This is a genomic window from Pseudomonas sp. Irchel s3h14, from assembly GCF_900187425.1.
Lineage (GTDB): Bacteria > Pseudomonadota > Gammaproteobacteria > Pseudomonadales > Pseudomonadaceae > Aquipseudomonas.
This window is the reverse complement of sequence record NZ_FYDJ01000012.1, coordinates 13344-30213: the sequence shown is the minus strand read 5'-3', so window position 1 is coordinate 30213 and position 16870 is coordinate 13344. Positions and strand designations below refer to the sequence as shown.

General features: G+C 59.8%; 14 protein-coding genes, 1 tRNA gene and 2 pseudogenes. 10 read left to right on the top strand and 7 right to left on the bottom strand.

Annotated features, from left to right (window positions below; translation table 11 throughout):
* The first annotated feature begins 115 nt into the window (after positions 1-115).
* The 3 genes from CKW16_RS21085 to CKW16_RS21075 all read left to right on the top strand — a co-directional run bounded on the left by CKW16_RS21085 (position 116) and on the right by CKW16_RS21075 (position 3557).
* Positions 116-2311: a methyl-accepting chemotaxis protein gene (locus CKW16_RS21085; RefSeq protein ID WP_371918044.1), complete on the top strand. Its 2196-nt coding sequence runs from the start codon at positions 116-118 to the stop codon at positions 2309-2311.
* A 116-nt stretch (positions 2312-2427) separates the two neighbouring features.
* Positions 2428-2504, top strand: a tRNA-Met gene (locus tag CKW16_RS21080).
* Between the two features lie 144 nt (positions 2505-2648).
* On the top strand, positions 2649-3557 hold the full coding sequence (locus tag CKW16_RS21075) for a hypothetical protein (RefSeq protein WP_095130363.1): 909 nt from the start codon (positions 2649-2651) through the stop codon (positions 3555-3557).
* On the opposite strand, the gene CKW16_RS21070 is transcribed toward CKW16_RS21075, so the two are convergent.
* The gene (locus tag CKW16_RS21070) at positions 3461-4570 is read right to left on the bottom strand and encodes a DUF2817 domain-containing protein (protein WP_095130361.1); all 1110 of its coding nucleotides are present in this window, start codon (positions 4568-4570) and stop codon (positions 3461-3463) included. The two genes, CKW16_RS21075 and CKW16_RS21070, sit on opposite strands and share 97 nt — an antisense overlap.
* Before the next feature lie 165 nt (positions 4571-4735).
* Between CKW16_RS21070 and ggt the strand changes: the two genes are divergently transcribed.
* On the top strand, positions 4736-6568 hold the full coding sequence (gene ggt, locus CKW16_RS21065; RefSeq protein ID WP_095130359.1) for a gamma-glutamyltransferase: 1833 nt from the start codon (positions 4736-4738) through the stop codon (positions 6566-6568).
* 181 nt (positions 6569-6749) lie between these two features.
* Positions 6750-7121 (top strand): type II toxin-antitoxin system HigA family antitoxin, encoded by a 372-nt coding sequence (locus CKW16_RS21060; RefSeq protein ID WP_095130357.1) that lies wholly within the window; start codon positions 6750-6752, stop codon positions 7119-7121.
* A gap of 22 nt (positions 7122-7143) precedes the next feature.
* Here CKW16_RS21060 and ddlA read toward each other — a convergent pair whose 3' ends face one another.
* A complete protein-coding gene (ddlA, locus tag CKW16_RS21055; protein ID WP_095130355.1) occupies positions 7144-8238 on the bottom strand; it encodes a D-alanine--D-alanine ligase in 1095 nt (364 codons plus the stop codon).
* Positions 8239-8248: 10 nt separating this feature from the next.
* Positions 8249-8890: a LysE family translocator gene (locus CKW16_RS21050; RefSeq protein WP_046048320.1), complete on the bottom strand. Its 642-nt coding sequence runs from the start codon at positions 8888-8890 to the stop codon at positions 8249-8251.
* 150 nt (positions 8891-9040) lie between these two features.
* On the opposite strand from CKW16_RS21050, the gene CKW16_RS21045 reads away from it, so the two are divergent.
* Both CKW16_RS21045 and CKW16_RS21040 read left to right on the top strand, forming a co-directional pair.
* Positions 9041-9850, top strand: a complete 810-nt coding sequence (locus CKW16_RS21045; protein ID WP_095130353.1) for an AraC family transcriptional regulator — start codon at positions 9041-9043, stop codon at positions 9848-9850.
* A gap of 76 nt (positions 9851-9926) precedes the next feature.
* Positions 9927-10295, top strand: coding sequence for a cupin domain-containing protein (locus tag CKW16_RS21040; protein ID WP_046048322.1), 369 nt, complete (start codon positions 9927-9929; stop codon positions 10293-10295).
* A gap of 12 nt (positions 10296-10307) precedes the next feature.
* Here CKW16_RS21040 and CKW16_RS21035 read toward each other — a convergent pair whose 3' ends face one another.
* The 3 genes and pseudogenes from CKW16_RS21035 to CKW16_RS32905 all read right to left on the bottom strand — a co-directional run.
* Complete coding sequence (locus tag CKW16_RS21035; protein ID WP_095130351.1) at positions 10308-10907, bottom strand: flavin reductase family protein; 600 nt, start codon at positions 10905-10907, stop codon at positions 10308-10310.
* A gap of 57 nt (positions 10908-10964) precedes the next feature.
* Positions 10965-11402: pseudogene (locus tag CKW16_RS32910) on the bottom strand (methyl-accepting chemotaxis protein); the annotation flags it as partial.
* A 150-nt stretch (positions 11403-11552) separates the two neighbouring features.
* A pseudogene (locus tag CKW16_RS32905) lies at positions 11553-12191 on the bottom strand (PAS domain-containing protein); the annotation flags it as partial.
* A 630-nt stretch (positions 12192-12821) separates the two neighbouring features.
* Between CKW16_RS32905 and CKW16_RS21025 the strand changes: the two are divergent.
* On the top strand, positions 12822-13217 hold the full coding sequence (locus CKW16_RS21025; protein WP_095130347.1) for a DUF6124 family protein: 396 nt from the start codon (positions 12822-12824) through the stop codon (positions 13215-13217).
* An 89-nt stretch (positions 13218-13306) separates the two neighbouring features.
* Here the strand turns inward: CKW16_RS21025 and CKW16_RS21020 are convergent, their stop codons facing one another.
* Positions 13307-14650, bottom strand: a complete 1344-nt coding sequence (locus tag CKW16_RS21020; protein WP_095130345.1) for an MFS transporter — start codon at positions 14648-14650, stop codon at positions 13307-13309.
* Positions 14651-14851: 201 nt separating this feature from the next.
* Here CKW16_RS21020 and CKW16_RS21015 point away from each other — a divergent pair, with 201 nt between their 5' ends.
* Together CKW16_RS21015 and CKW16_RS21010 are read left to right on the top strand one after the other, a co-directional pair.
* A complete protein-coding gene (locus CKW16_RS21015; RefSeq protein WP_095130343.1) occupies positions 14852-16270 on the top strand; it encodes a short-chain fatty acid transporter in 1419 nt (472 codons plus the stop codon).
* A gap of 176 nt (positions 16271-16446) precedes the next feature.
* Positions 16447-16767 carry a hypothetical protein gene (locus tag CKW16_RS21010; RefSeq protein ID WP_008153466.1) on the top strand — a complete coding sequence of 107 codons (321 nt, stop codon included), beginning with the start codon at positions 16447-16449 and terminating at the stop codon, positions 16765-16767.
* The last annotated feature ends 103 nt before the right edge of the window (positions 16768-16870 follow it).

Below are 16870 nucleotides of genomic sequence, written 5' to 3'. Positions count from 1 at the left end.
TTAGCCTGCTAACGACTTCGATTTTCATCACTGAAAAGGTGATAGCGCAACGCCATGGTCTGAATCTTGCCTTGGTAATCCGCTTCAACGCGGCCCCTTACAAAGGGGACCGAGAATGGGAAGTTTCGCTACAGAGCCGGCCTACAGAGCTGGCGAGGGTGAACTTTCGAGGCCTTTTAAAAGGGCACAGGTCGCGGCCGCAACGGTCTCGACGCACGCCAATGGCGCGTGGTGTCCAGAGGAGTCATGGGGCATGCAGGCTTTTTTATCACCGGGGATCGGGTTACTGGGGCGTTTTGGCTTCGCACGCAAATTTCAGCTGTTATTTCTACTGTTTATCCTGCCGCTGGCGGGCAGTCTGTGGATGATCGGTCAGGACTATCGCGACAAACTGAACCTGATCTCCGGCGAACGTGCCGGGGTTCGGCAACTGCTCGCCCTCGATGCACTGGATAATCTGCTCGCCGCCCAGCGTGACCGCGCGGCTCGCTGGCGCGCCACGGAAACCAATCGTCAGCCGACACCCGCGACGATCGCGGCGATGGCTGCTTTCGATACGGTTCAGCCAGCCGTCGCCCAAGCCACCTCGGACCTCGGCAACGCACTGCAAACCGAAGGCGCCGAGGGCGAAACCCTGGCCCGTTATCAAGCCCTGCAAACCGCCCTCAACGGCCTCGACTCGAAAAGCTTGAGCAGCGTCGGTTGGTGGCCGGACGGTTACGATCGTTTCACCAATGCCTTGAGTGCGCTGCAAGCCTTGCGCGAGCAGATCGCCATGGACAATCGCCTGACGCTGGCGCCGTGGCTGGAAACCTATCTGCTGACGCAAATCTCCACGCAACACGCGCCAGACCTGATTGAGCGAGTCGGCCGTCTCGCCAGCGTCGGCCAGGCCTCTGTAGTGTCCGGGCAGTTCACCCTGCAAAGCCGCCTGCAATTGCGCGACTTACGCAGCCGCATCGGTGATGCCCGGGAGCAGCTGGTCAAAACCGCCAGCCTGCTGGAAGCGCGACTGCCCAGCGCGTTGCAAGCCTGGGCCGGGCAATACCATGACAGCCTCAAGCACCTGGACGCCGAATTGAAAGTCCTCGATGACGGCGTGTTCGGCGGCAGTATCAAGCTCAAGCCGGAAGAATTTGAACGAAGTCTCGACGGCCTCCTCTCCGACCTCGCTTCGTTGCGTCAGCAGTCGTTGGTGTCACTGGATCAACGTCTGGACTATTACCACGGTTCTGCCATCCGCCAGTTCATCCTGGTAGCGACCATTTTCGGCTGCCTGCTGCTGGCCGCGCTGTATCTGTTCATCTGCTTGCAAGCCTCGATTCGCCGTAGCACCAGCGGCATTACCCTGCTGGCCGAAGCCTTGCGCGACGGCAATCTGAGTCTGCAAGTACCGGTGGAGGGCCGCGACGAACTGGCCGCCATCAGCACCGCCCTCAACGTCGCGGTGGTGCAACTGCGTAACAGCTTACTGGGGGTCGATCATGAAACCTTGCAACTGAGCAACGCGGTGCGCACCCTCAACCATCACTCCAGCGGCGCCCTTGGGGAAGTCGAAGCTCAGCAGTTGCAGATCAGCCAGATCGCGGCGGCGGCCACGCAATTGGCCGCGACCTCGCAAGGGGTCGCCCAGAGTTGCGAACAGGCTTCTGGCAGCGCTCAGCACACCCAGCGCATCGCCGCCGACAGCAGCCGTGACAGCCAGCGCACGACGGCGAGCATTCAGCAACTCAATCAACGCTTGAATGACACCGCTGCGGCACTGGGCCGGGTCAGTGAGCAAGGGCAGCAGATTCAGTTGGTGGTGGACACCATTCGCGGGGTGGCCGAGCAGACCAACCTGTTGGCACTTAACGCCGCCATCGAGGCCGCTCGCGCGGGTGAGCAAGGTCGTGGCTTTGCGGTGGTGGCCGATGAAGTACGCAGCCTGTCGCAACGCACCCAATCCTCCACCGCACAGATTGCCGGCACTGTCGACAGCCTGCGCAGTACCGTGAACGAAGCGGTGAGCCTGATGGAAGCCGCTTGCGGCCAGGCTCAGTCCGACGCCCAGGCCGTCACTGGCCTCGGCGAACGCTTGGGGGAAATTGCCAGTGCTGTGCAAAGTGTCACCGACACCCTGGCGCAGATCGCCACAGCGGTCGACGAGCAAGCGACCACCGCCGACGAGGTCAGCGGCAACATCCAGCAAGTCGATCAGGCGGCGGTACGCTTGCTCGAAGGCGCGCGGGCGGTGAATCTGGCGGCGGACACTTTGAGCCAGGGCAGCAAGGCCTTGAGTGCCAATACCGGGAGATTTCAGCTCAGTTGACGCCCTCCCCTGGCCCGTTTTTTCGGGTCAGGTGGATAAGCGGTTGAAAGCGTAGAGAAATATTTTAGATTTACGCTTGACACATCTCAGTTACGAGCCAATAATGCGCGCCACTTGGCTACATAGCTCAGTTGGTTAGAGCATAGCATTCATAATGCTGGGGTCCGGGGTTCAAGTCCCTGTGTAGCCACCAAGTACTAAAAACGGCTTACCGAAAGGTAGGCCGTTTTTTTATGCCTCGAGAAAAGTGCTCCCGGCCCACAGAGCGGTTAATGCCCGCTCTTCGCGGTTCTCTCCTACAGTTAATGCCAAAGCTTAAACGCAGAGAGACCACCCTATGCACTGGGGCCTGGACGAGATCATTCTGTTTTTCATCGTGGTCGCCATCTTCTGCGTGGTGCTGGAACTCGCTTTTCGTCTCGGCCGTCATCACCGAACCCACAGCAGTGATTCGAACCGATCCCACCTCACCGTTTTGCAAACCGCCCTCCTCGGTCTGCTCGCGTTGTTGCTGGGTTTCAACTTCGCCATGGCCACCTCACGTTTCGAAGCGCGCAAAACACTGATTCAAGATGAAGTCACGGTGATCGGCTCGACCTATTTGCGGGCGAAGCTACTGCCGTCTGATCTGCGCGGGAAGATGTCGGCGCTGCTCAAGGATTACGTCTCGGCGCGGATTGAATTCATGCGCGCCGGCACGGACGAGATACTGTTGAAGGCGGCCAGCGAATCGTCCCGGACGATCGAGGACCAGTTATGGAATCTGGCTGCCACCGCCGAGGCCCAGGGCGAAGCGACAGCCGCCATGAACCTGGTGATCCAGTCGTTGACCGACGTCTACAACGTCAATGAAAAGCGCCGCGCCGCGCAGGACAATCATGTCCCGGCAACCGTCATCAATCTGCTGTTCGTCGTGGCCATCGGTGCGCTGGGTTTGATCGCTTACAGCTATGGCCTGGGCCACCGTCGACGGCACGGTTCGACGGCCGTCTTCGCGATCCTGATTGCCATGGTCTTCACCGTCATCCTCGACCTGGATCAGCCCCGCAGCGGCTTCATCCGCGTCGGCGAAGAAAGCATGCTGCGGTTGCAGGAAGATTTGAACCGCATGAGTTCGGGCAACCAGAGGCCACTTCCCCGTAAATCACGTCAGGAACGAATTGCCGGCAATGCTGACAACGCCCGTTCCCAAATCTGCCAGGTGCGCAGCCAGACCATCGCCTGCCAGTCGCTGTCGGCGGGATAGAACTGCTCCACCAGATTCAGTTTGATCCCGCGCCCCACGGCATCACTCGGATTGCCATGCAGATGCAGCCAGTGATCATCGCGCAGATGACGATGAACCTCGGCGCCGGGATACGTCCCACACTCGATCACAAAGGGCATCAACCGCACGTGTGGCAGCGCGTTGATCAACGCTTGCGAGGTGTAACCGGTGGCGGTGGCTGCAACGCCGGTTTCGCTCAGCGTGTCGGCCCCTGTGTGCAAGGTATAGAGCCAGGGACCATAAATGGCCTGCGCATCTGCAAGCGCTGGATACGCCGCTTCGGTGATGGTCAGCAACATCGGATGACCGTACTCCCCGGCGCCGGTGTGCAAGTCGAAACACATGGCCACTTCGGCATGGGAAACATGTTTTTGAATGATCTGATGCAACGTGCGGTTCGACCAGCTCGGGGCCAATCCGCCGTAAAACAAACCCTCGGGATGACGGTGCTGGCCGCCCTCGACAATCGACATCACCGCTGGCCAGCCGTGTTCGGCGATTTGCTCATTGAGCAAGGCATCGGCGCGATCACGCTCCGGGCCCTGCAATTGCGTGCAGGCATAGATTTCATGCAGCGCTGCGTAGGCCTGATTATCTGGCAATGCGTGGTCGAAGTTCAGGTGATTGCGGTTCAGGTCGATGTTGTCTTCGTTGACCCGACGCAGCCATGCAGTGCCCCACGGATTGATCAGGTGGATCATCACCACCGCGACATCGGCCGGCAGCGAACGCTTGCCCAACTCCTGCAACCACTTGATCTGGCATCCCGAACCATAGAAGCCTTCGACGCCATGGGTGCCACTCAGCGCAATCAGCAAACGCTTGGCGCGCGGATCACCCAGCACGGCCACATCGGTGCTCAACGGCTCACCGAACGGCCCTTTGAGCGGATGCGGGTACTCGGTCAGCGTCGCACCGGCCGCGGTCGCGACGGCCAGGAATTGATCACGCTGGGTACGGTAACTTGGCTGGGTGGGGAACTCGGTCTGCATGTCTGCCTCTTGTTGATCTTCTGGCCAGTCTGTTGCCCTCGACCCTACAGAAAATCCGTGGAGTCATGAAGGGCAAAAGCAACTTTGCTGTAGGCCTTGGTTTGCGTCACTCCCTTTCGGCCGATAAAGTCCCCTGATCTTTCCCACGGACGGAGTGCCCCCCACGTGTTCTCAACCTTCCACTTGAGCCACTATCGCCTGTCAGCCTTTTCGCTGATCACCGCTGCATTAACCCTCGCAGCCTGTAGCGCCCCGACCACTTCGACACTGCCTGTTGCGCCGGAAGTCGCGTCGGGTTATCGCGCTGACCTGCAAACCCAATACGCCTCAAAACACATGGCGGCCGCGGCCAATCCGCTGGCGGCCGAGGCCGGGCGGGAGATGTTGCGTCGGGGCGGTTCGGCAATCGATGCCGCGATTGCGATGCAAGCCGTGCTGACCCTGGTCGAGCCGCAATCCTCGGGCATTGGCGGTGGGGCGTTTGTCGTGCTGTGGGATGGCAAGGCTGTGCGCACTTATGACGGTCGCGAAACCGCTCCGGCCGGCGCCACCGAGAAGCTTTTCCTGCAAGCCGACGGCAAACCAATGCCGTTCACCCAGGCTCAGATTGGCGGTCGTTCGGTGGGGACACCGGGCGTGTTGCGAGCGCTTGAGTTGGCCCATCAGAAACACGGTCGTCTGCCGTGGGCGCAGCTGTTCGAACCGGCGGTCAAACTCGCGGAGCAAGGCTTCGCCATCTCGCCACGCCTTCACCGGTTGATCGCCTCGGACTCATCCATACGAAGTTCACCGGACATGGCGGCCTATTTCCTGAACGTCGATGGCAGCCCGAAAGCCGCAGGCACGCAACTGAAAAACCCGGAACTGGCCGCGGTGCTCAAACGCATCGCCAAGGAAGGACCGGATGCGTTGTACAAAGGCCCCGTCGCACAGGAGATCGTCGCCAAGGTTCAAGGCCACGCCAACCCCGGCAGCCTGTCGCTGAACGACCTCAACGGCTACAGCGCCAAGGAGCGCGCGCCGCTGTGCACCGACTACAAACGCTGGCAGGTCTGCGGCATGCCGCCACCGTCGTCAGGCGGGATCGCCGTGGCGCAGATCCTCGGCACCTTGCAGGCTCTGGAAACCCGTGACCCGCGTTTTGCCCTGGCGCCACTCAAACCGATCAAGAACAGCCAACCTGCGGGCGTTGAGCCGACGCCTGAAGCCGTTCACCTGATCTCCGAGGCCGAGCGCCTGGCCTACGCCGACCGCGCACAGTACGTGGCCGACGCAGACTTCGTGCCCGTCCCCGTCAAAGGTCTGGTGGACCCGACTTACCTGGCCAGCCGCGCCGCGCTGATCAGCGATCGCAGCATGGGCACGGCCAAACCCGGCACCCCGCCGGGCATTCAGGTCGCCTACGCCCCGGACCGTTCGCCGCTGCGCATCTCCACCTCGCAAGTGGTGGCGGTGGATGATCTAGGCGGCGCCGTGTCCATGACCACCACCGTGGAATCCGCGTTTGGCTCGCACCTGATGGTTCAGGGTTTCCTGCTGAACAACCAGATGACCGACTTCTCGTTCATCCCCGAAGAGAATGGCCAGAAGGTTGCCAACCGCATCGAACCCGGCAAACGCCCACGCTCGTCCATGGCACCGACGCTGATCTTCGACCGCCAGAGCGGCGAATTCCTCGCCACCATCGGCTCCCCCGGCGGCTCGCAGATCATCGAATACGTCGCCAAATCCACCATCGGCCTGCTCGACTGGAACCTCGACCCACAAGCCGCCATCAGCCTGCCCAACTTCGGCAGCCGCAATGGCCCGACGGAGCTGGAACAGGGGCAGTTCAGCCCGACACTGATTCAGGCGCTGAAAGACAAAGGCCACAGTGTGAACGAGATCGACATGACCAGCGGGACCCAGGCGATTGTCCGGGTGAAGGATGCGCAGGGGAAAGCGTCGTTGGCGGGCGGGGCCGATCCGCGGCGTGAGGGGGCAGCGTTGGGGGATTGAGTCCTACGTGGGAATGAGCAAGGGCTTACCGAGAGGTAGGCCCTTTTTTATACCTGATAAATCCTGATCGGCCATTTCACGCAGCCTTTTCCTACCCGCAAGTGACTGCTTCTTGGATAGAGTTGGCACTCACAAACAGTACGACGCAATCGACGCTGATACCGTCGAGATGGAGTAACCCATGAACATTCGCCCCATTCACACTGACGAGGACTATCGTGCAGCCCTTAAGAACGTGTCAGCGCTGTTCGACAACGAACCAGAGCCTGGCACCCCTGAGGGTGATTACTTCGACATTATGATCACGCTTATTGAAGCCTATGAATCGAAGCAGTTTCCGGTGGATCTGCCCAATCCGATCGATGCAATCAAGTTTCGTATGGAGCAGTCCGGTCTGTCTGCTGCTGACCTCGCACCCGCCATTGGCCGCACAAACCGAGTGTATGAAGTGCTCAATGGCAAACGTGCGTTGACGCTTCCGATGATCTGGAAACTTCACGATTTGTTCGGGATACCCGCGCAAAGCCTGATCAAGCCGATAAAGCAGGGTTGATCAGGTGCCAGTCGTATTCAGCCTAGCGAGAGATCTTCAGCGCCTGTCGCACCTGATGCTTCTCCAGCGCCAGCTCGATCAAACGGCTGACCAGCTCGCTGTAAGTCATACCGGTGGCCTGCCATAACTTGGGGTACATGCTGATGCGGGTGAAGCCGGGTAACGAGTTGATCTCATTGATCAGCACTTCGCCGCTGTCGGTCAGGAACACGTCGACCCGCGCCAGCCCGGAACAGCCCAACACCTGAAACGCCTCGACGGCCAGGGCACGGATGCGTTCACTGGCTTCGATGCTGATGTTAGCCGGCACCACCACTTCCGCCGCTTGAGCATCGATGTATTTGCTGTCGTATGAGTAAAACCCGCTGCGCACCACGATCTCGCCACAACCGCTGGCGATGGCGTTTTCGTTGCCGAGCACTGCGCATTCAATCTCGCGACCGCTGACGGCGGACTCGACCAGGACTTTCTCATCGAAACCGAGGGCCAGTTCTACTGCTGCCGCGTACTCGGCTTCGTCATTCACCTTGCTCACGCCCACGGAAGATCCCTGGTTTGCCGGTTTGACGAACAATGGCAGACCGAGTTTGCCTTGCACCTCGGCGAATCCGGTACGCGCCGCGGTGGCGCGGGTCAGGGTGACAAACGGCGTGACCGCCAACCCGGCGTCACGCAGCAGGCGCTTGCTGATGTCCTTGTCCATGCAGACGGCCGAACCGAGCACGTCGGAGCCGACAAACGGCAGATCGGCCATACGCAGCAAACCTTGCAGGCAACCGTCTTCGCCCAGGGTGCCGTGGACGATCGGGAAGATCACGTCGACGTGCCCCAGCATTTCCTGACTGGAGGTTTCCACCAATTGCTGACTGACCTTGCCCGGCACGACGGCCAGTTCACGGTTGGACTGGTTAAGAGCAATCAGGGCCGGGTTTTCCTGGTTGAGCAGGAAGTTCGAAGGGTCGTTCAGATGCCAGTGACCTTGCTTGTCGATGCCGATCAGCACCGGCTCGAAGCGCGAACGATCCAGCGCATCGACGATGTTTTTCGCCGATTGCAGCGACACTTCGTGTTCGGCCGAACGACCGCCAAAAATAATGCCTACCCGCAGTTTGCTCATTCAGAACTCCTCAACGATTGGCCACCAGATGTGCGCCGAACAACAGATAGCAACTACCGGCGAAGCGATCCAGCCATTTACGCGAACGATCATAGGCACCCGCAACCCGACGGCTGGCGAACAGCAGCGCCACGCTGCAATACCAACTGAATGACAAGGTCGCCATGGTCAGCACGGCCAGCGCCAGCAACATCGGTGGCGGCGAGGCCGGCATGGCCGTGGCGAAAATAGTAGCGACGAACAGCGCTGCCTTGGGATTGGTCATGTTGCCCACAAAGCCCCGGCCATAAGCCGATAGCAGCGTGCGACCTGCTCCGTTCAGCGAGTGGCTATCGCCCGGCACACTCGGTGGTTTGCGCTTGAACTGCTTCAATCCCAGATAGATCAGGTAACAACCGCCGGCAATCTTGAAGCTCAGGTAGAGCGTCGGCGCAGCGCTGAACAGCGACTTGATGCCCAGGCCACCCGCCAACCCCCACAGCACCGTGCCCGTGGCCACGCCGAGTGCGGCGACAACCCCGTGGCGCCGGGAGCAACTGGCAGCCAGTTGCGCGGTGTTGAAGAAGTTCGGCCCCGGCGTCACCACTGCAACCGTCCACAACAGCGCCAACGACAACAACGGAGCGGCGTAACTCAGGTGGGACATTTCCATAATGTGGGGCGCCTTCGTGGCTTAAAAAATATGCAACACCTTGCAACATTAGTCCGGGATTTTCTACCCGCCGGGTGATTCGAACGGCAGCAGACAGGCGGTTGGTCAGTGGGGTAACGTGTTCAGCATCGAGTTCAAGGCAACACCACCATGGCCAAGCACATGCCCCCCATCGACTGGTTCCACCGCGCGCCCGACGTCGGCGGGCTTCAGCGTTTCGAGGCGTTTTTTGCAGGCCACGGCTACGACCTTCACCGCCACGACACCTACGCCATCGGCCACACACTGGCCGGTGTGCAGAGTTTTCAGTACCGCGGTGGCTGGCGCCACAGTCTGCCGGGCGGGACCATGGTGCTGCACCCGGACGAAGTTCACGATGGCGAAGCCGGCACCGAGACCGGGTTCCAGTACCGAATGATGTACATCGAGCCGGCACTGATCCAGCAGATGCTCGGTGGGCAGCCGTTGCCATTTATCAAGACCGGCCTGTCGGCCGATCCACGGTTGTTCGCCGCGACCGCCGTGCTGCTGCGAAGCCTCGATTGCCCCCTCGATCCTCTGGAAGAGCAGGATGCGCTGTTCGATCTGGCACAAGCCTTGAACAGCGTTTCCGGAGTGCCTGCCACTCGCCAGAGCTTCGACTACGTGGCCGCCGAACGCGCGCGGGAATTCATCCACAGCGCGCTGGATCGCACCGTGACGCTGGAAGAACTGGCGCAACACAGCGGCCGCGATCGCTGGAGTCTGTCGCGGGATTTTCGCCTGTTGTTCGGCACCAGCCCTTATCGATACCTGACCATGCGCCGCCTCGACCTGGTCCGCTCGCTGCTGATTCAGGGCCAGTCACTGGTCAGCGCTGCGCTGATCGCCGGCTTCACCGATCAGAGCCACATGACCCGGCAGTTCAGTAAAACCTACGGCCTGTCGCCAGCCCGCTGGATGAAAATGCACCGCCGCTGAGCCACGCACAATCGTTCAAGAAGCACGCCGATGTGCCGGCTATCGTGGATGCACGATCAACCACGAGAGCTGCTTCATGAAAGCTTACGAAAGCCTGAACTTCGCTGAAAAAATCGCCAGGATCGACCCGTACTGGACGCCTCGGGTCATCGCCGAAATGAACGACTACCAGTTCAAGGTAGTGAAACTGCTGGGGGATTTCATCTGGCACGATCACCTTGATACCGACGAAACCTTCATCGTCCTCGAAGGGCAACTGCGCATCGACTTTCGCGATGGTCACGTGCTGGTGAACGCCGGTGAAATGTATGTGGTGTCAAAGGGTGTCGAGCACAAACCGTTCGCCGAGCAGGAGGTGAAACTCCTGCTGATCGAGCCCAAGGGTGTGCTGAACACGGGTAACGAAGGTGGCGAGCGCACTGCGCAGAATGACGTCTGGGTGTGAAAGGCCGGCTGCTTATGGCTGCAAGGTTTTGCCGTCCACTGGATCGCCGATTTTCAGGAAATGCCCGCCAGCCACATGGTGCAAGGTGCGCAACGCGTCTTGCCCTTCGAAGTGCCAGCGACCGTCACTGAACACGCGCTCGTCTGCCTGAGCGGCAATCACTTCGGCCAGGAACAGATCGTACTGCTGGTGATTGCCGGGCTCCGGCAGCAGTCGGCATTCCAGCCAGGCGACGCAGCCTTCGAGCATCGGCGCATCGATCAATTCAGCGCTGAAGGTCGTCAAGCCATAGACCTGGAACTTGTCCCGGCCTTGGTCCCGGGTCAATTCCAGGCCGGACGTCGAGCCAACGGTCTGGACGATATCGGCCTGGGCGGCGCAGGGAACATTCAGCACAAACGTGCCCGAAGACTCCAGCAATTGTCGTGTCCAGGTGGACTTGTCCAGCACCACGGCAATTTTCGGCGGCTCGAAATCCAGCGGCATGGCCCAGGCCGCCGCCATGATGTTGCGCTGGCCATCATGAGCCGCGCTGACCAGCACGGTCGGGCCATGATTGAGCAATCGATACGCCTTGGACAAGGGAACCGGACGGCGGTGAGAAACGCTCATGATGGCTGCTCCTGGGGAAATCGCCGATTGTAGCGATTTACGCCGCGAAGGCAGGCATCAAGTCGCCAACTGATTGGCAAACTGCCCGACCGCGTTCACCACTTTCTGTGCACCGTCCTGAATCTCGACAATCACCGTCCCCGCCTCTGCCGCCAGCGCCAGCCCCTGTTCAGCCTGGAGTTTACCCTCGGTCATCAGCGCCACGGCGTTGCGCGCCATGTCCTGGTTCTGACGCACTACACCGACAATCTCATCGGTTGCCTGGCTGGTGCGCGAAGCCAATTGCCGGACCTCATCCGCCACCACCGCGAAACCACGCCCCTGTTCCCCGGCCCGAGCCGCTTCGATGGCCGCGTTGAGCGCCAGCAGGTTGGTCTGTTCGGCAATCCCGCTGATGGTTTTGACGATGGTTCCGATCACCAGCGACTGCTCGTTCAGCGCTTCGATGCCTTCACCGGCGGCCTGCATGTGCGTGGCAAGGTCACGCATCACATTGACCGCCTGAGTCACCACGGCGTTACCGCGCTGCGCGCTGCTGTCGGTTTGCTGCGAGGTGCTGTAGGCAATGTTGGCCGCTTCGGCGACGGCTTGCTCCTGATTGACCTGATCGGTAATTACCGTGGCGAACTTCACCACTTTGTAGAGCTTGTTGTTGGCATCGACCACCGGGTTGTAGGAAGCCTCCAGCCAGACCACGCGACCGTGGCTGTCGATGCGCTTGAAACGAGCGGCGACGAACTCGCCTGCATTCAGGCGACGCCAGAAGTCCTGGTACGTGGTGCTGTTGTATTCCTCGGGTTCGCAGAACATGCGGTGATGTTTGCCCTTGATCTGCGCCAGGCTGTAACCCATGCCGCTGAGGAACCGTTCGTTGGCCGCCAGCACGTTGCCATTGAGGTCGAACTCGATCACCGCCGTGGAACGCACAAGCGCACCGATCAGGTTCTCATGCTCACGAGACGCCTCGATGGTGCGGGTCAGGTCACTGGAGTAAATCGAGAAGTGCTTGATCCGGCCGTCCGCGGACCGAACCGGCTGCACGATCGAGCGCAGCCAGGCCTCCTGACCATTGCCGCGCAACAAACGCACCGTGCCGGCAAAGTGCTCGCCACGGGTCAACGCGACCTTGAAGCGCTGGTGGAATTCGTCCGGCTTCACATGGGCCGGGACGATGTCTTCGATGTGTCGCCCTATCAGGTCGCTGCTTTTGTAAAGCATCTCGCCGATGAAGTTCTGGTTGACCGATTGAATCCGCCCATCGGTGTCGAGGGTCAGGACCAGCATCTCGCTTTCCAGACTTTCCTTCACTTGCTGGAGGCTGGAGAGTTCTTCGCGAAGAGCCGACAGCTCCTGCTTCAAGCGTTTGTTGAACATGGGGATACACCGATGGACAGGGATAAAAAGCGGCATGCAGCCTAGCCATCGGCTTGGGGGATGTTTTCTGAAGAGTGTTTCAGGCTTGTCCTACAAAAATAGTTAGGCATGTTGATGCGCGTCTTGTCGCCAGAAGCCGAATGGTTGTCGAACATCGTTTCTTCCCAACAATTCCGGAAATTAAACACCGCTCGACAGCACTTGTTGAAAACGGCTCAAGGTTACTTCCTGCAAGCTACAACACCTTGCGTCGTTGCCTACAGCTACGCCAGAATTCGCCGGCTTGTGCGCCTTGGGGGTGGTCGGTAACTTGGTTCCTGTCACTGCCCATCAGTGATCGGGTTTAGTAGCCCGTCGATGTCAAGACGCACAACGTCTCTATCTAGCAGGCAGCCCATGCCCGCATTTGATGGCGGTTGTGTGCAGGGCGCTTCGGCGCGCCGATTTCTTGGCTCATCGGTCTACTAACCTGTGCACAGCTGCCACCCTTACGTTTAGTAGCGAACGGGTTGCAGCCTCACTCATATGAGGATTGAGCCAATGTTCAAGGTCACACCAAATCCGCCGGAAACCGATCCGGCATCGCCCTACGAATCACTCGACTCCAACAAGCTCCACGAAGCCGCCGAGCGCGCCCTCGACCATCACTTCCCGCCAGCCGACCCCAAACCACCAAAACGCAACGGCCAGCTCTTCAGCGTCTGCCCGGGTATCAACCCTGAAACCCTTCTCGCCAATGCCTCGGAAGATTTGCTGTCCATCAGCGCTATTGCCGCCAACCTCGCCGATGATGTGGACGGCTCACGCCGCTCCGTAGCCCTGGCGCTCAGCCGCATGGCTGACGGGGTGCATTTGTTGGTAGAGCGAATGCTGGATCATCTGGATGAACCCGAGATAGCGGCGATTTTCGCCAAGCAACAAAGCCGCGTCATCTAATCCGCCACCCCATAAAAAAATGGGCACTCAACCTGGTTGGCGTGCCCATTCTTTTTTCCGCTCCCCGCTACGCGGGATATGGATGCCTGTTACGGATTAACGCAGTCTTTCAACGATTTGCCCTGGCTTGAAGCCACGCTGCGGTTCCCGACATTAGGCATCCGCGCCCCAAAATACGCGGCACAACTCACCCCCACAGCCCCCATCACCGCGCAGAAGATCACGCAGATCCATGGGCTCCACGGCATCAGACCGATCAGCAACAACGGTGTGATACTCGCCCAGACGGCGTAGGCAATGTTGTAGGTGAAGGAAATCCCCGAGACACGAATCCGCGCAGGGAACAGGCTGACCATCACCGACGGCACCGCGCCGACCACCCCGCAACCGAGGCCGGCCACCGCGTACGCCAGACCGATCCAGCTGCCACCGATGATCAGGCAGGTATAGAGCACGCCAATGCCCAATGGCAGCAGCAGGCTATAGAGCATCACCGTGCGCCAGGCGCCAATGCGGTCGACCAGCAGTCCGGCGAGTACACAGCCGATATTCAGAAAAACAATGCCCAAGGCACTCAGGGCGAAGGTGTGACTGGCGGTCATACCGAAGGTTTTCTGCATCATGGTCGGGGTGATCACCACGAACACCACCACCGCCGAGGTCAGTACACAGGTGAGGATCATCGCCGGCAGCATGGCCAGGCGATGCTCACGCAAGACCGTGCGCAACGGCAGTTCGACGGCCGCATCCCGTTGCGCCTGCATGGCCATGAACACCGGGGTTTCGCTGAGCCAGCGGCGTAGCCAGACGCCGATTACGCCGAACACGCCGCCCAGCAGGAACGGGTAACGCCAGGCGTAATCAAGGATTTCTGCCGGGGTAAATGCCTGTGCCAGAAACGTCGCCGTCAGGGCGCCGATCAGGTAACCAAACGTCAACCCGGCCTGCAGGAAACCGAGGGCATAACCGCGATGCCCGGCGGGTGCATGTTCAGCGACGAACACCCAGGCGCTCGGCACTTCACCGCCCACCGCCGCGCCCTGGAGGATTCGCAGCGCCAATAGCAGCAGCGGTGCGAAATAACCGATTTGGGCGTAGGTCGGCATGATGCCGATCAGCAGGCACGGCAGCGCCATCATCAGGATGCTCAGGCTGAAGACCTTCTTGCGGCCCAGTCGGTCGGCGAAATGCGCCATCAGAATCCCGCCCAACGGCCGCGCCAAATAACCGGTAGCGAAGATCCCGAAGCTTTGCAGCAGTCGCAGCCACTCAGGCATTTCCGGCGGGAAGAACAACTGGCTGAGGGTCAGGGCGAAAAATACGAAAATGATGAAATCGTAGATTTCCAGCGCGCCGCCCAGGGCCGCAAGGCCGAGAGTCTTGTAGTCCGAACGGGTGAACGGCGTCGGGTGCGAGTGGATGTTGGCAGTCATGAAAAGAACTCTGGCATAGGCAAAAAACCAAGGCGCCCATGGTCTACGCAAACGCGCCAACGGACAACCCGTTAGACCAAAGTCCTAGATTCGTAAAACCTGGTCACAAAATAGAACCGATTGTTTTACTGTTGGCACCTCTCTAGACGGGCCTTTGCGGCCCGGAAGACCACAACAAACATAATAATTCGAGGTACACCCGTGGCCGCTGATATCGAAGATACCCGCTCTGCCCGCTTTGCCCTGCGCTGCTCAAGTTTTGCCGAACGCTGGTTTCCCGACTCCTGGGTGTTTGCCGCACTGGCGGTGATTATCGTCGCCGTGGCCACTCTGTTCATGGGCGCCAAACCCACCGACGCCGCCATGGCCTTCGGTGACGGCTTCTGGAGCCTGATCCCGTTCACCATGCAGATGGCTTTCGTGGTGATCGGCGGTTATGTGGTTGCCAGCTCGCCACCGGCGGTGAAACTGATCGACCGGCTGGCGCGGATCCCGAAAAACGGCCGCTCGGCCGTGGCCTGGGTTGCGTTGATCTCCATGGTCGCTTCGCTGCTGAACTGGGGGCTGTCGCTGGTGTTTGGCGGTTTGCTGGTGCGCGCCCTCGCCCGCCGTACCGATTTGAAAATGGATTACCGTGCCGCCGGTGCCGCCGCCTATCTGGGTCTCGGCGCGGTGTGGGCCTTGGGCCTGTCCTCGTCCGCCGCGCAATTGCAGGCCAACCCGGCCAGCCTGCCGCCGTCGATTCTGTCGATCACCGGGGTGATTCCTTTCACGCAAACGATCTTTCTCTGGCAATCCGGCGTGATGTTGCTGGCGCTGATCGTGATCTCGCTGATCATTGCCTACGCTACTGCACCCGGCCCGAGCTCGGCCCGTGATGCCGAAGCCTGCGGCATCGATCCAAGCTTTAACCTGCCGCCGTTGCAACCGCGCACCCGCCCCGGCGAATGGTTGGAGCACAGCCCGCTGCTGACGATTTTGCTGGTGCTGCTGGCAGCCGGATGGCTGTTCCATGAGTTCTCGACCAAACCGGCGATCAGTGCGATTTCCGGGCTGAACACCTACAACTTCCTGTTCATCATGCTCGGTGCCCTGCTGCACTGGCGCCCGCGCAGCTTCCTTGACGCGGTGAGCCGTGCGGTGCCGACCACCACTGGCGTACTGATTCAGTTCCCGTTGTACGGCTCGATCGCCGCGCTGATGACCACCGTCAAAGGGACTGACGCTCAGTCGCTGGCTCACCACATCTCGACCTTTTTCGTACAAATCGCGTCCCACGACACCTACGCGCTGCTGATGGGCGTGTACTCGGCGATCCTCGGTTTCTTCATCCCGTCCGGCGGGGGCAAATGGATCATCGAAGCGCCGTACGTCATGCAAGTGGCCACCGACCTGAACTACCACCTGGGCTGGGCCGTGCAGATCTACAACGCCGCCGAAGCCTTGCCGAACCTGATCAACCCGTTCTACATGCTGCCGCTGCTGGGCGTGCTCGGGTTGAAGGCGCGGGACCTGATCGGGTTTTCGTTCGTGCAACTGCTGGTGCACACGCCGCTGGTGCTGTTTCTGCTGTGGGCGCTGGGGACGACGCTGACGTATACGGCACCGGTCATGCCGTAACATTCACCCTGCTTGAGCATGAAACAAACGCCTGGATTTATCCTACAAACAGGCTCGATTGCGCCTGACATGAAACCCGGAGAGTTCTTATCTCCAATCTAAAAAGCGCTGAGTAAACTCCGACAGCTCACAAACTTTTCAAAGCAAGACAGCACTGACCAAGGATGAACAAACACATGTCTTTAATATCGAAAACGCTGGAAGAGATGATTAACGAGATTTACCAGGACGGTAGGGTTTCAGTCGTTGAATATAAAAAGCTGCGTGATGATGCAGATCGCCGTATGGACGCTGTCGTCCGCGAGTTCGGCCAGCACAACAATTTGACCGCTCTACAAAAAGCGATGGATGTAGTCATGCAATTAACGCAAACGTCCATCATTGATGCCAAAAAAGCCAAACTGACCGATACAGGAGAGGCCATCGTCAAGGATGCCGTATTTGCACAGGTCGAGTACTTGCGCGCCGGTACTCATCTGGCACTAAAGCTGTTGTAACGCTTCAACCTCCGTCCGGCCCATAGACATCAAGCCCGGGCCGGACTCCATAACCGAGCGTTCCTGGCAGACACACCGCAGGCTCTACGCAAAAAAAACTACA

Excerpts from the sequence above, each read along its gene's own strand:
- CKW16_RS21020 (WP_095130345.1), bottom strand. The coding sequence starts at position 14,650 with ATGACTGCCAACATCCACTCGCACCCGACGCCGTTCACCCGTTCGGAC.
- CKW16_RS21070 (WP_095130361.1), bottom strand. The coding sequence starts at position 4,570 with ATGCAGACCGAGTTCCCCACCCAGCCAAGTTACCGTACCCAGCGTGAT.
- CKW16_RS21075 (WP_095130363.1), top strand. The coding sequence starts at position 2,649 with ATGCACTGGGGCCTGGACGAGATCATTCTGTTTTTCATCGTGGTCGCC.
- CKW16_RS21035 (WP_095130351.1), bottom strand. The coding sequence starts at position 10,907 with ATGAGCGTTTCTCACCGCCGTCCGGTTCCCTTGTCCAAGGCGTATCGA.
- CKW16_RS21045 (WP_095130353.1), top strand. The coding sequence starts at position 9,041 with ATGGCCAAGCACATGCCCCCCATCGACTGGTTCCACCGCGCGCCCGAC.
- CKW16_RS21010 (WP_008153466.1), top strand. The coding sequence starts at position 16,447 with ATGTCTTTAATATCGAAAACGCTGGAAGAGATGATTAACGAGATTTAC.
- ddlA (WP_095130355.1), bottom strand. The coding sequence starts at position 8,238 with ATGAGCAAACTGCGGGTAGGCATTATTTTTGGCGGTCGTTCGGCCGAA.
- CKW16_RS21050 (WP_046048320.1), bottom strand. The coding sequence starts at position 8,890 with ATGGAAATGTCCCACCTGAGTTACGCCGCTCCGTTGTTGTCGTTGGCG.
- CKW16_RS21040 (WP_046048322.1), top strand. The coding sequence starts at position 9,927 with ATGAAAGCTTACGAAAGCCTGAACTTCGCTGAAAAAATCGCCAGGATC.
- CKW16_RS21085 (WP_371918044.1), top strand. The coding sequence starts at position 116 with ATGGGAAGTTTCGCTACAGAGCCGGCCTACAGAGCTGGCGAGGGTGAA.
- CKW16_RS21025 (WP_095130347.1), top strand. The coding sequence starts at position 12,822 with ATGTTCAAGGTCACACCAAATCCGCCGGAAACCGATCCGGCATCGCCC.
- CKW16_RS21060 (WP_095130357.1), top strand. The coding sequence starts at position 6,750 with ATGAACATTCGCCCCATTCACACTGACGAGGACTATCGTGCAGCCCTT.